The sequence below is a fragment of the Xanthobacter variabilis genome (assembly GCF_043831965.2).
GTDB lineage: Bacteria > Pseudomonadota > Alphaproteobacteria > Rhizobiales > Xanthobacteraceae > Xanthobacter.
On sequence record NZ_CM195533.1, the window covers coordinates 421809 to 435822 of the forward strand.

Here is a 14014-nt window from a genome sequence, read left to right on the forward strand (position 1 = left end):
ACCGCGTGCCCCCTTCCGAACCGCTCAGGCGATGGTGTCCACCACGCCGCCATCCACGCGCAACGCGGCGCCAGTGGTGGCGGAGGCCTGCTTCGAGCAGGCATAGACCACCATGTTCGCCACCTCCTCCGGCGTCGCCGCGCGCTGGATGATGGAGCTCGGGCGATGCGCCTTCACGAAGGCCACTGCTGCCGCCTCGACGCTGATGCCCGCCTTCTCCGCATCCGCCTTCAGCATCTCCGCCACCCCTTCGCTCAGCGTGGGGCCGGGCAGCACCGCATTCACCGTCACCCCGGTGCCGACCATCCGCTTGGCAAGTCCGCGCGCCACCGCAAGATTGGCGGTCTTGGAGAAGCCGTAATGGATCATGTCGGCGGGAATGTTGAGAGCCGATTCCGAAGAGAGGAACACCACGCGCCCCCAGCCCTGCGCGGCCATCGCCGGCAGATAGGCGCGCGAAAGACGCACGCCGGACATGACATTCACATCGAAATAGGTCTGCCACACCTCGTCATCGGTCTCGAAGAAGTCGCCGGGGCCGTAAATGCCCACATTGTTCACCAGAATGTCCGCGTGCGGCACAGCCTTCACCAGCGCGGCGCAGCCCTCGGCCGTGCCGAGATCGGCCACGATGCCGCTCACGGTTCCCGTGGCCTGCAGCGCTTTTACGGCGGCGTCCACCGCCGCAGGCTTACGGCCATTCACGATCACCTCGGCGCCGGCGGCCGCCAGCCCCTTGGCAATGGCGAAGCCGATGCCGAGCGTGGAGCCGGTGACGATGGCGCGCTTGCCCTGAAGGTCGACGTTCATGGGATCATCTCCTTGAAATACTCTTTGACCTGGGAACCCGGCCATGGCGGCGGAGCTCCGCCCGCCCGGCTTATGACGGCCCGCGAACCGGGAGAGCTCAGGCGCCCTCCTCGGCGCATGCCAGGGCGCCGGCCTCTTCGCCTGCTGCGTCCGTGTTGCCGCGCCGCTCAGAAAGATAGGCCGTAAGGATGGCGCCAATCGGCACGAGACCGGCCACCAGCGGCACCGCCCACAGGCCCGGCCCACCGTCGATCACCCAGCCCCCCAGCGCCGCGCCGATGGCATTGCCCAGGTTGAAGGCGGCGATATTGAAGGAGGAAGCCAGGCTCTGGCCCGCGCCCCTGGCCTTCTGCAGCACCCACATCTGCAGCGGCGCCACCGTGGCGAAGCCCGCCGCGCCTAGAAGCGCCACCGCCACCACCGCTGTCAGCTTGTCGTCGAGGGCGAGCGTCAGCCCCATCAGCACCAAAGCCAGCACGATGAGGCTGCCATAGACGGTGGCCACCAGCCGGCGGTCCGCCAGGCGCCCGCCCAGCAGATTGCCCACCACCAGCCCGCCGCCGAACACCAGCAGGATGGGCGACACCGCCGCGTCAGAGAAGCCGGTGATGCGGGTCAGCATGGGCGCGATATAAGTGAAGGCCGCGAACACGCCCACCCAGCTCAGCACCGTGGTGGCAAGGCCATAGAGCAAAGCCGGCCGGCGCAGCACCTTCAGATCATCCGCAAGGCGGGTGGTGGAGGGCGCGCCATGGTCCTTCGGCACCAGCAGCGCGATGATGGCGAACGCCACCACGCCCACCCCCGTCACCGCCACGAAGGTGGAACGCCACCCCGCCAGCTGGCCGAGCCAGGTGCCGAACGGTACGCCCAGAATGTTCGCCACCGTGAGGCCGGTGAACATGATGGCAATGGCGGAGGCCTTCTTGTTGGCGGGCACGAGATCGGTCGCCACCACCGAACCGACACCGAAGAAGGTGGCGTGGGCGAAGGAGGTGAGCACCCGCGCCGCCATCAGCCATCCATAATCGGGCGCCAGCGCACAGGCGAGATTGCCCACTGTGAACACGGCCATGAGGCCGAGCAGCACCTTCTTGCGCGGCCAGCGGGCGGTGAGCGCGGTCAGCAGCGGGGCGCCCACCACCACTCCCAGCGCATAGCCGGAAATGAGCAGGCCGGCGGCGGAGATGGACACGCCGAGATCGGCGCTCACCTGCAACAGCAGGCCCATGATGACGAATTCGGTGACGCCGATGCCGAAGGCTCCGGCCGCGAGCGCATAAAGTGCGACAGGCATGGTGCACGCCTTTTGGAAACAGGGGGGCTCCCGGCTCACCCGGAGCGGATGCAGCGCAACATGGACCCATGGCCGCTGGTGAACTAGCATGCGCCAGGTCACAACATTCATGACATGGGTTCACAAATGGCCATGGAGGCGCCCCGCGACGCCAATCGGTTCGCCGAGATGGAGGTGTTTACCCGCGTGGTGGAGCAAGGCGGCTTTTCCGCCGCCGCCCGCGCCTCCAATCTCACGCCCTCAGCGGTGAGCAAGCTGGTGGCGCGTCTGGAGCGGCGGTTGGGCGTGCGGCTTCTGGTGCGCACCACCCGCAAGCTCCAGCTCACGCCGGAAGGGGCGGCCTTCTACGAGCGCTGCGCCCGCATCCTGGACGAGATCGCGGCCGCGGAGCAGGAAGCGGCAGCCGGCGCCGCCCCGCGCGGACGGCTCCGGGTGAACGCGTCCGTGCACTTCGCCATGGTTCACCTGCTACCGCTGGTGCCAGCCTTCCTCGCCGTCCATCCGCAAATGAGCATCGAGGTGACCGTTACCGACCGGGTGGTGGACCTGCTGGAGGAGCGCGCGGATGTGGCGATCCGTGTCGGCCCCATGCGTGATTCGCGGCTTGTTGCCCGCAAGATCGCCAAAGGCGGCGCCATGGTGGTGGCGTCCCCCGCTTATCTCGAGCGGGCCGGCACGCCACGCACGCCCGACGACCTCGCCCGCCACAACATGCTGGGCTTCACCTTCACCCGCATCGTCGAAGGCTGGCCGTTCCTGGACGGCAAGGGCGGCATCGTTTCGGTGCCCCCGCGTGGCAATGCGCAGGTGAGCGATGGCGAGGCCATGCACACGCTGGCATTGGCCAGCCTGGGCCTCGCCCGGCTGGCCGAGTTCCAGGTGCGGGCGGACGTGGCGGCCGGCCGGCTGGTGCCGGTGCTGGAGCATCTCAATCCCGGCGACGCCATCGATGTGCATGCCGTCTATGTGGGCGGCTCCGGGCCGCTTTCCGCCCGCATCCGCGCCTTCGTGGACTTCCTCGCCGCGCAGGTGCGCATCTGAAAGCCCCCCTTCCCTGGCGAGAGAGCATTAACCGTCTCCCCAGCCAGACGCGGCGGGAGGTATTTTAGTAGACCGCCTTTACCTCCCCTCAAGGGGGGCCGCCTAGCTTTCCCCCTGCGGCCCACGGGCCGCGACCTGTCCGCCACCGGGATCGCCTGTGACCCGGGACCGTTTCGGAAAGCGCCCATGAAGCTCTTGATGTCCCGCTTCATCCACGAGGAGCATGGCTCCACGGCCCTGGAATACGGCCTCATCGCCGCCGGGCTGTCCATTGCCATCATCACGGTGCTGGCGCAGATCGCCACCACCTTCTCGCGCCTGAAGACCACCGCCGCGATCGCGGGCAACTGACGCGCGACACCGTGCCCAAGATGCCGACGGACCCCGCCGACGGGCCCCGCCGGGAAAGAAAAGCCGGAGGATGGCCATGGACCGGATGCACCTGTTGAACCTGCTGCTGCTGGGCCTCTACCCGGCCCTGCTGTGCCTGGCCATCGGCACCGACCTGTCCCGGCGCATCATTCCCAATGCCGTGGTGGTGACCCTGGTGGCCGCGTTCGCGGGGGTGGCCTTTCTCTCTCCGCTCGCCGATCTCTCGCTGCGGCTGATGGTGGCTGGGGCGGTGACGGCTGCCGGCTTCAGCCTGTTCGCCCAGGACATCATCGGCGCCGGCGATGCCAAGCTCGCGGGCGCCCTGGCCCTGTGGCTTGATCCGGCCCAGGTGCCGCTGTTCCTCATCGTCTGCGGCCTGATCGGCGCGGCGCTCACCCTGGCCGTCACCTGGGGCGCGCGCGCCCATCGGCTGTCGGCGCCCCTGTCCCGCCCGGCGGCTCTCATCGCCCGCACCGGCGAAACCCTGCCCTATGGCGTCGCCCTGGCGGGGGCCGGCCTGCTGCTGCACCCCTATTCGAGCCTGATGGCGCTGACCTGAGCCGCACTGGAGCTGCTTGTCCGACGCCCGCCGCAGTCCAGACCTGCGCCCGGCGGCTGCGGATCGCTCTTCTAGGATTGCGGCCGGGCGTGCTACCTCCTGAAGGGAGGAGTTCAACATGCTCGATTGCTTCGCCCCCTCTTCCGAACAGAGCCTGCCGGTGTGGTGCGTGCGCGCCACCGACCTCGACCCCGCTTCCGAAGCCAGCCCCCTGCCCGCCGCCGTGCGCGCCTTCGCCGCTTCCGCCGGCTTCAAGGCCGAGGCGGGCAAGCTTTTGCCCGTGCCCGGCGCCAGCGGCCTGCTGGCCGGCGCCCTCTTCGGCATGGCCGCGCCGGAGAAGGCCGATGCCTTTGCCTGCGGCGCGCTGGCCACCCTTCTGCCCCCCGGCATCTGGCACCTGGAGGGAGAGCCCGGCGACCGCGCGCTGGCCGCCCTCGCCTTCGCGCTCGGCACCTACCGTTTCACGCGCTACCGCAAGGCGCCCGCGCGCGCCGTGCGCCTCGCTCTGCCCGAGGGCGTGGACGAGGCCGACCTCACGCGCAAGGTAGAGGCCATTACCCTCACCCGTGATCTGGTGAATACCCCCGCCAACGATCTCGGCCCGGCCGAGCTGGAGGACGCCGCCCGCGCGCTGGCCGCCCGCCATGGGGCGCAGTTCCGCTCCATCGTCGGCGAAGCCCTGCTGCAGGAAAATTTCCCCCTGGTCCATGCCGTGGGCCGCGCCGCCGCGCGGGCGCCCCGCCTCATCGAGATCACCGCCGGCGACCCCGATGCGCCCAAGGTCACGCTGGTGGGCAAGGGCGTGTGCTTCGACACGGGCGGGCTGGACCTGAAGCCCTCCGCCGCCATGCTGCTGATGAAGAAGGACATGGGCGGCGCCGCCAATGCGCTGGGCCTTGCCCATCTGCTGCTGGCGCGCGGCGCCAAGGTGCGGCTGAAGGTGCTCATTCCGGCGGTGGAGAATTCCGTTGCCGGCAACGCCTTCCGCCCCGGCGACATCTTCCCCAGCCGCAAGGGCCTTTCGGTAGAGATCGGCAATACCGATGCCGAAGGCCGGCTGGTGCTGGCCGACGCCTTGGCGCTGGCGGACGAAGAAGCCCCGGATGTGCTGATCGATTTCGCCACCCTCACCGGCGCCGCCCGCGTGGCCCTGGGCCCGCAGTTGCCGGCCGCCTTCACCGACGACGACACCTTCGCCACCGAACTGGCCGCGGCCGCCACCGCCGAATCGGATCCGCTGTGGCGCCTGCCCTTGTGGCGGCCCTATGCGGCCATGCTCGACTCAAAGGTGGCGGACACCAACAACGTCTCCTCCGGGCCCTTCGCCGGGGCGATCACGGCCGCCCTGTTCCTGGACAAGTTCGTGAGCGCGGCCAAGACCTGGCTGCATCTCGACCTGTTCGCCTGGAACCCGTCCACCCGCCCCGGCCGCCCGGAAGGTGGCGAGGCGCAGACCATCCGCGCCCTCGACGCGCTGCTCGCCGCCCGCTACGGCTGACGCCATGGCCCTGCCCCAAGGCTTTGACCCGCGCCTGACGCCCGCGCGCGAGGATCTCGCCGCCGCCCATCTGAAGGGCCTCATCGACGCCCCCCGCTATGTGGAGGGCGCCGAGCGCGAGGTGGCGGAGGCGGTGGCCCCCGTGCGCCGCCGCCCCTCGGGCGATGCCCCCCTCGACACCGAGGCGCTCCATGGCGAGCGCCTCACCGTCTATGCCGATGACGGCGAAGGCTGGGCCTTCGTCCAGCTCGCGCGCGACGGCTATGTGGGCTACGTGCCCTCGGATGCCCTGCGCCCGCCGACCGCGGCACCCACCCACAAGGTGGCGGCGCCGCGCACCTTCCTGTTCCCCGGCCCCGACATCAAGCTGCCCCCCCGCGGCGCGCTCTGCTTCGGCAGCGAAGTGGTGGTGCGCGAGGAAAAGGGGGCTTTCGCCGCCACCCGCGACGGCTTCATCTTCATGCGCCATCTCGCGCCCCTCGCTGCGCGGGAGACGGATTTCGTGGAGGTGGCCACCCGCTTTCTCGGCGTGCCCTATCTGTGGGGCGGACGCTCGGCGCTGGGGCTCGACTGCTCCGGGCTGGTGCAGACCGCCCTTTCCGCCTGCGGCATTCAGGCCCCGCGCGACAGTGACATGCAGGAAAAAGCGCTCGGCCGCCCCGTTGCGCTCGACGCTCCGCTTCAGCGTGGCGACCTTCTGTTCTGGCCTGGCCATGTGGCCATGGTGGAGACGAGCGACCTGCTGCTGCATGCGAATGCCTTCCACATGATGGTGGCGCGCGAGCCCCTCGCCCCCGCATTGGCGCGCATCGCCGCCGGCGGCGCGGTGCTGCGCGCCGTGCGCCGCCTCGACCCTCCGGAGATTGCGTGATGACCGAAGCCACCCACCATCTTGCGGAGGTGCGCGCCGCCATCGCCAAGGCCTGCCGCGAATTCGACCGGCGCGCGGAGGACGTGACCCTGGTCGCGGTGTCCAAGACCTTTCCCGCCGAGGCCGTTCGCCCCGTTCTCGAGGCCGGGCAAAGGGTGTTCGGCGAGAACCGCGTGCAGGAAGCACAAGGCAAGTGGCCGGCGCTGCGCGAGGCCTTCCCCGATGCGCGCCTCCACCTCATCGGCCCCCTGCAATCCAACAAGGCGCGGGAGGCTGTGGCCCTGTTCGACGCCATCCACACGGTGGACCGCCCCAAAATCGCTGCCGCGATCGCCGCCGAGCAGGCGCGCACCGGCAAGGCCCTTGAGCTGTTCGTCCAGGTGAACACCGGTGCCGAGCCGCAAAAGGCGGGTGTTCTGCCCGAAGCCGCAGACGCCTTCATCTCCGAGTGCCGGGACGTACACGGGCTCACCCTCGCCGGCCTCATGTGCATTCCCCCGGCCGATGCGGTGCCCGATCCGCATTTCGCCCTTCTGGCGGAGATCGCGGCCCGCAACGGGCTGAAGGGCCTCTCCATGGGCATGAGCGGCGATTTTCCCGCCGCCATCCGCCAGGGCGCGACCCATGTGCGCGTCGGCAGCGCCATCTTCGGCCACCGCCCACCGATCGCCTGACCCGACCCTGTGGAAAATTCTCCACCACCGCGAGGCAAGGCTTGCGGCCCTCCGGGAAGGCCGCTATAGAGACGGCCTTCCCGCGACGCTCCCATCGTCTAGCGGTCTAGGACGTCGCCCTCTCACGGCGAAAACAGGGGTTCGAGTCCCCTTGGGAGCGCCAATCTTTTCAAAGGCTTAGCCCCGCCCCTTGCGGGGCTTTTGTGTTTTTTGGGAAGAATTTGGGGAGTATGCGTCGGCGGACGCGGGCGGATTTCCGCGGGGTTGGGCGGGCGCCGCGAGGGCTGATGAGGCTTCGGACATATCGTTAGCGGAACTCTGGCGGCACAATGCCAAACCCAAAGCCGAGCTCCCCAAGAGGCAATGTGGCGCCAAAGGTGCACCAGCAGCGGTCCGCCATTGCGTTTTCTTTTTGTCTCCAGCTGACCCTTTGCGGGCATTGGAAGGGTCCGCTTCCGTGTGGGTTGATGATGCGTATCAAGCGGCGGAGATGGGGCCGCAAGCGGAAACGCAGCTTTCCGTCGAAACCGAGCAGATAGCTGCCGATCGTTCGATCTACATCCAAAGGCCTTTCACTCAACAGACAGCAAAACGAGACTGGATCAGCAGTGGCTTGACCCTTCTTGTGAAACCACCGGGGCACTGCGATAAGTCCGGTGGGGGGCAGCATGGACAAGCGAGCGCTTACCGAACGGGACATCTGCACGAAGTTCATCCTGCCGGCCATCAAGCGCGCGGGCTGGGACGAGATGGTGCAGGTACGCGAGGAGGTCTATTTCACCAAGGGCCGGATCATCGTGCGCGGCAAACTGGTGACGCGCGGCCAGGCCAAGAAGGCTGACTTCGTTCTCTACTACAAGCCGAACATCCCGATCGCGCTGATCGAGGCGAAGGACAACAATCATTCGGTCGGCCACGGCATCCAGCAGGGGCTCGACTATGCCGCGACCTTGGACATCCCCTTCGTGTTCTCCTCGAACGGCGACGGATTCGTGTTCCACGACCGCACCGGCCAAAGCGTGCCGGTCGAGACGAATATCGGGCTCAACGCCTTCCCATCGCCGGCCGATCTGTGGATGCGCTATCGCGCGTGGAAGGGCCTGGACGCGGCCGCCGAGCAGATCGTCCTTCAGGACTATTTCGACGACGGCAGCGGCAAGGCCCCGCGCTATTATCAGGTGAACGCCGTCAACGCTGCGATCGAGGCCATCGCCAGGGGCCGCAACCGCGTGTTGCTGGTGATGGCGACCGGCACCGGCAAAACCTATACGGCTTTCCAGATCATTTGGCGGCTTTGGAAGGCGGGCCGCAAGAAGCGCATCCTGTTCCTCGCCGACCGCAACGTGCTGATCGACCAGACGATGGTGAACGACTTTCGCCCGTTCGGCGCAGCGATGGCGAAACTCTCGACTAATGCCAAGACCATCGAACGACAGGACGGCACCCAGGTCGATCTGCCGATGGCGCTCGATGGCAAGCGTCGCATCGACACAGCCTTCGAAATCTATCTCGGGCTCTATCAGGCGATCACCGGGCCGGAGGAGAGGCAGAAGCTCTATCGCGAGTTCTCGCCCGGCTTCTTCGACCTGATCGTGATCGACGAATGCCATCGCGGCAGCGCGGCCGAGGATTCGGCCTGGCGAGAAATCCTCTGCCACTTTTCCGGCGCGACGCAGATCGGCCTCACGGCTACGCCGAAGGAGACCGCATACGTCTCCAACACCGACTATTTCGGCGAGCCGGTCTTCACCTATTCGCTGAAGCAGGGGATCAGCGACGGCTTCCTCGCGCCTTACAAGGTGGTGAAGGTTCACATCGACCGTGACGTGGAGGGCTACCGGCCCAAACTCGGCCAGCTCGACCGCGACGGCAACGAGGTCGAGGACCGCATCTACAACTCTAAGGATTTCGATCGGCACATCGTGCTCGACGACCGCACGGTGCTGACCGCGAAGAAGATCACCGAGTTCCTGAAGGACAGCGGCGACCGCTTCCAGAAGACCATCGTGTTCTGCGTCGATGAGGAGCACGCCGCGCGGATGCGGCAAGCGTTGGTCAACGAGAACGCCGATCTGGTCGCCGGAAACCAGCGTTACGTCATGCGCATCACCGGCAGCGACAAGGAAGGCCTGGACCAGCTCGGCAACTTCATCGACCCGGAATCGAAATATCCCGTGCTGGTGACGACCTCGCGCCTGCTCTCGACCGGCGTCGATGCGCAGACTTGCCGGCTGATCGTGCTCGACCGCGCGGTGGGCTCGATGACCGAGTTCAAGCAGATCGTCGGGCGCGGCACCCGCGTCCACGAGGACACGAAAAAATTCTTCTTCACGCTGATCGACTTTCGCGGCGCGACCAGCCATTTCGCCGACCCGGATTTCGACGGCGATCCGATCACACCGCCCGACGACGCGCCGCAGGGCGATGATGCGATCCCGTCCACACCCGGCGACGACGAAACGCTGGTCGATCAACCGGGTCCGCCATTGCCGCCCGGTGGCCCGATCCGGAAGGTTTATGTCGATGGCGTCGGCGCCCGTATCGTCGCTGAGCGCGTGGAATATCTCGACGAGAACGGCAAGCTCGTCACCGAATCCCTGCGCGACTTCACAAGGACGGCGCTGAAGAAGCGCTTCGCCAGCCTCGACGATTTCCTCAAGCGTTGGAAATCGGCCGAGCGCAAGCAGGCGATCATCGAGGAACTGGAGGCTGAGGGCCTGGCGCTCGACGCCGTGGCCGGCGAGCTTGGCAAGAACCTCGATCCGTTCGATCTAATCTGTCACGTCGCGTTCGACATGAAGCCGCTCACCCGTCGCGAACGGGCCGAGAACGTGAAGAAGCGCGACGTTTTCACCAAGTACGGGCCGCAGGCCCGCGCCGTGCTAGATGCGCTGCTGGAGAAGTATCGCGACGAGGGCGTGCTCAATCTCGACGACGCCAACGTGCTGAAGGTGACGCCATTCACCGCGATGGGCAGCGTCATGCAACTCATTAAGGCGTTCGGCGGCAAGGATGGCTTCGAGAAGGCCGTCCACGAGATGCAGGACGCGCTCTATCAGGAAACCGCTTGACCCATGATCGTTCGCACCACCGTCAAATCCATTCAGGACATCATGCGCCAAGACGTGGGCGTCGATGGCGATGCGCAGCGCATCAGCCAGCTCACCTGGCTATTCTTCCTCAAGATCATCGACGATCAGGATCAGGAACTCGAACTGACGCGAAACGGCTACCGCTCGCCGATCCCTGAGCGCTTCCAGTGGCGCAGCTGGGCGGCGGACCCGGAGGGCATCACTGGGCAGGCGCTGCTCGATTTCGTCAACGACGCGCTGTTCCCTGCACTGAAGGGCTTGGCCCTCACCGGCCAGCCGGGCGACCGCCGCCGCGTGGTGCGCGACGTGTTCGGAGACGCCTACAACTACATGAAATCCGGACAGTTGCTGCGGCAGGTGGTCAACAAGATCAACCAGGTCGATTTCAACAATCTCGACGAGCGCCGGCACTTCGGCGAGTTCTACGAGCAACTGCTCAACGACCTGCAATCGGCCGGTAATGCTGGCGAATATTACACGCCGCGCGCCGTCACCGCCTTCATGGTCGATCGCATCGACCCGCGCCCCGGCGAAACACTGTTCGATCCTGCCTGCGGCACAGGCGGTTTCCTGTCCTGCGCGATCAACCACATGGAGGCGAACTACGTCCGAACGCCGAAGCAGCGCGAGAAAATGCAGGGCGCATTGCGCGCAGTGGAAAAAAAGCAGCTGCCGCATATGCTCTGCGTCACAAACATGCTGCTGCACGGCATCGAGGACCCAAGCTTCGTGCGCCATGACAACACGCTGGCCCGGCCGCTCATTTCATGGGGCAAGGACGAGCGCGTCGATATCGTCGTCACCAATCCGCCCTTTGGCGGCAAGGAGGAAGACGGCATCGAGGACAACTTCCCGACCTTCCGCACCAAGGAGACCGCCGACCTGTTCCTGGCGCTGATCGTGCGCCTGCTCAAGACCGACGGCCGCGCCGCTGTGGTGTTGCCAGACGGCACGCTGTTCGGCGAGGGCGTCAAGACGCGGCTCAAGGAACATCTGATGGAGGAGTGCAACCTCCACACCATCGTTCGCCTGCCCAATTCCGTGTTCAAGCCCTATGCCTCGATCGGCACAAACCTGCTGTTCTTCGAGAAAGGCGCGCCGACCAAGGACATCTGGTTCTACGAGCATCGCGTGCCCGAAGGCCAGAAAGCCTATTCGATGACCAGGCCGATCCGGCTGGAGCATTTTGCAAGCTGCATCGACTGGTGGGGCGGCAAGGAGCGCAAGGGCCGCGAGGAGACGCCGCAGGCATGGCGCGTCACGGCCGAGGAGGTGAAGGCGCGCGGCTACAATCTCGACTTTAAGAACCCTCATGTACAGGCCAACGATCACGGCGACCCGGAAACGCTGCTGGCCGATCTTGCCCGCGCCGAGACCGATACGGCGACCTATCGCGACCAGTTGAAGGCGATCTTGGCCGAGGCGCTTGCCCGATGAATGCCGAACGCCTGCTGGCGCACTATGAGACGATCGCCGACGCGCCTGACGCCGTCGCGCGGCTGCGCCACTTTATCCTCGATCTCGCCGTGCGCGGAAAGCTCGTGCCGCAGGATGTGGACGACGAACCGGCGTCGGAATTGCTGAAGCGGATCGCTAAGGAGAAAGCGCGGTTGGCGAAGGCGGGGGAAATCAGGACGCCCAAAGCGCTCCCTGCGCTTGCCGAAATACCGTTCCCGATCCCCTCCAATTGGCGATGGTCACAGCTTGCCGAGATCGGCATTTTGAACCCACGCAACGACGCGCCTGACAAGCTCGAAGCGTCCTTCGTCCCGATGCCGTTGATTGCGGCCGAGTACGGCGTTGCGAACGAGCACGAAGCCCGCGTCTGGGGTGAGATCAAGAAGGGCTACACGCATTTCGCCGAGGGCGACGTTGGCCTCGCCAAAATCACGCCATGCTTCGAGAACGGCAAATCGGCCGTGTTCCGAAACCTAACAGGGGGAATTGGCGCAGGCACGACCGAGCTGCATGTCGTCCGGCCGCTGTTCATCGATCAGGATTATATCCTGCTTTTCCTCAAGAGCCCGCATTTCATCGAAACTGGCATCCCCAAGATGACCGGCACGGCCGGGCAGAAGCGCGTGCCGACCGAATATTTCGCGCATTCACCCTTTCCCCTCCCGCCCCTTGCCGAACAACTCCGCATCGTCGCGAAGGTCGATGCGCTGATGGCGCTTTGCGACCAGCTGGAGGCGGCGCGGGCGGTGCGCGAGGCGGTGCGCGACCGGCTGGCGGCGGCCAGTCTCGCCCGCCTCAACGCGCCCGATCCCAAAACCTTCAACGCCGACGCCCGCTTCGCCCTCGACGCGCTGCCGGCCCTCACCACGCGCCCCGACCAGATCAAGGCTCTGCGCCAGACCATCCTCAATCTCGCCGTGCGCGGCAAACTCGTGCCGCAGGATTCGAACGACGAACCGGCGTCGGAGCTGCTAAAGCGGATCGAAAAAGCCAAGGCCGAGCGGAAAAAGAAAACCGGCGATGCACGGATCAAGATCGCGCCCAATCCGACGCCGGACGACCTCGAGATGCCGCTTCCTTCAGGATGGGGTGTTCAATCATTCGAGAACCTATTTCTCTTCATCGACTATCGCGGCAACACGCCGCCCAAGACGGAAGAGGGCATACCGCTCATCACTGCAAAGAACATTCGCATGGGATATCTCAACCGAGAGCCACGCGAATACATATCCACGGCGACTTTCGACGGCTGGATGACGCGCGGATTTCCCAAAGTTGGCGACTTGTTCTTTACGACGGAGGCCCCCCTCGCCAACATCTGCTTGAACGATATCGAGGAGCCTTTCGCACTCGCGCAGCGTGCGATTTGCTTTCAGCCTTATGCGCAGATCGACACCAAGTTCCTGATGTTCGCGGTGATGAGCGACGTGATGCAATCGTTGATCGACAAGCACGCAACCGGCATGACTGCCAAGGGCATCAAGGCGGCAAACCTGAAGCCACTTCCAATCCCGATCCCACCGCTCGCCGAGCAACAGCGCATTGTCGCTAAGGTGGATGCGCTGATGGCGCTTTGCGACCACCTGGAGGCGAGTCTCACCGCCACCGCCGCCACCCGCCGCCGTCTGCTTGACGCGCTCCTCGCCGAGGCCCTGGTGCCGACGGATGCGAGACTGTCCGGCATCAGCCATCGACAAGCCGTCGCATCGGCTGATGATGACTCAGAGACGGTCATTTTCGCAGAGAGGTCAGCTTATATTCTTTCGCTTGCGTATGAACGTCACCGCGTTGCCCGAAGGGAGCGAACGTTCGGGCGTGTCAAAGCTCAAAAGGTTCTCCATCTCGTGGAAGCAGAGGCGGGGTTCGATCTTGGACGGGCACCAATACGCGATGCTGCTGGCCCGAATGATTTCCAACATATGCTCGCCGTAGAGCAGTGGGCCCGCAAGCATGAACGCTTCGTATTCGAGACCAACGGCGCCGGCTACCTGCTGCGACGGCTGTCCGATTTTGATAAGTCACTGACGACAGTGCATGGTCCCGATCCATCCGTGCGGGCGATTGCCACTAGACTTATTGACCTTTTTGTTCCCATGGACACGAGGCAGGCAGAGGTCTTTGCGACGGTCTATGCTGCTTGGAATAATCTACTGATAGAAGGCAAGGCCCCGACCGACACAGAGATCGTGTGTGCAGCGCGCGACAACTGGCACCCTGACAAGCTAAAGTTGCCAGCCAGCGACTTCCTTGCCGCCCTCGCCAAGCTTAGGCTCGAGGGGATAATTCCTAAAGGTAAGGGCAAATTCGTTCATGGCCCGCGTCAGAAAAGCCTGTTCGACTAG

At 65.7% G+C, this 14014-nt stretch carries 11 protein-coding genes and 1 tRNA gene; 10 read left to right on the top strand and 2 right to left on the bottom strand.

Annotated elements, in window-relative coordinates; all coding sequences use genetic code 11:
- Positions 1–24 precede the first annotated feature (24 nt).
- Together V5F26_RS01830 and V5F26_RS01835 are read right to left on the bottom strand one after the other, a co-directional pair.
- Positions 25–810: an SDR family NAD(P)-dependent oxidoreductase gene (locus V5F26_RS01830; protein WP_394946783.1), complete on the bottom strand. Its 786-nt coding sequence runs from the start codon at positions 808–810 to the stop codon at positions 25–27.
- 97 nt (positions 811–907) lie between these two features.
- Complete coding sequence (locus tag V5F26_RS01835; protein ID WP_394946784.1) at positions 908–2107, bottom strand: MFS transporter; 1200 nt, start codon at positions 2105–2107, stop codon at positions 908–910.
- 126 nt (positions 2108–2233) lie between these two features.
- Between V5F26_RS01835 and V5F26_RS01840 the strand changes: the two genes are divergently transcribed.
- From V5F26_RS01840 to V5F26_RS01885, 10 genes are all read left to right on the top strand, one after another.
- Entirely contained in the window at positions 2234–3148 is a 915-nt protein-coding gene (locus V5F26_RS01840; protein WP_394946785.1) for a LysR family transcriptional regulator, read from the top strand.
- Between the two features lie 186 nt (positions 3149–3334).
- Positions 3335–3499 (top strand): Flp family type IVb pilin, encoded by a 165-nt coding sequence (locus tag V5F26_RS01845; RefSeq protein ID WP_234051159.1) that lies wholly within the window; start codon positions 3335–3337, stop codon positions 3497–3499.
- A 76-nt stretch (positions 3500–3575) separates the two neighbouring features.
- Positions 3576–4079, top strand: a complete 504-nt coding sequence (locus tag V5F26_RS01850) for an A24 family peptidase (protein ID WP_394055905.1) — start codon at positions 3576–3578, stop codon at positions 4077–4079.
- 118 nt (positions 4080–4197) lie between these two features.
- Positions 4198–5577, top strand: coding sequence for a leucyl aminopeptidase family protein (locus tag V5F26_RS01855; RefSeq protein WP_394055903.1), 1380 nt, complete (start codon positions 4198–4200; stop codon positions 5575–5577).
- A gap of 4 nt (positions 5578–5581) precedes the next feature.
- Positions 5582–6448 carry a C40 family peptidase gene (locus tag V5F26_RS01860; protein ID WP_394055901.1) on the top strand — a complete coding sequence of 289 codons (867 nt, stop codon included), beginning with the start codon at positions 5582–5584 and terminating at the stop codon, positions 6446–6448.
- Positions 6448–7122, top strand: a complete 675-nt coding sequence (locus tag V5F26_RS01865) for a YggS family pyridoxal phosphate-dependent enzyme (RefSeq protein ID WP_234051163.1) — start codon at positions 6448–6450, stop codon at positions 7120–7122. Before V5F26_RS01860 ends, V5F26_RS01865 begins: the two co-directional genes overlap by 1 nt.
- Positions 7123–7209: 87 nt before the next feature.
- Positions 7210–7285, top strand: a tRNA-Glu gene (locus tag V5F26_RS01870).
- 505 nt (positions 7286–7790) lie between these two features.
- Positions 7791–10193, top strand: a complete 2403-nt coding sequence (gene hsdR / locus V5F26_RS01875; protein WP_394946786.1) for an EcoAI/FtnUII family type I restriction enzme subunit R — start codon at positions 7791–7793, stop codon at positions 10191–10193.
- A gap of 3 nt (positions 10194–10196) precedes the next feature.
- A complete protein-coding gene (locus tag V5F26_RS01880; RefSeq protein ID WP_394946787.1) occupies positions 10197–11651 on the top strand; it encodes a type I restriction-modification system subunit M in 1455 nt (484 codons plus the stop codon).
- Positions 11648–14014, top strand: coding sequence for a restriction endonuclease subunit S (locus V5F26_RS01885; protein ID WP_394946788.1), 2367 nt, complete (start codon positions 11648–11650; stop codon positions 14012–14014). Before V5F26_RS01880 ends, V5F26_RS01885 begins: the two co-directional genes overlap by 4 nt.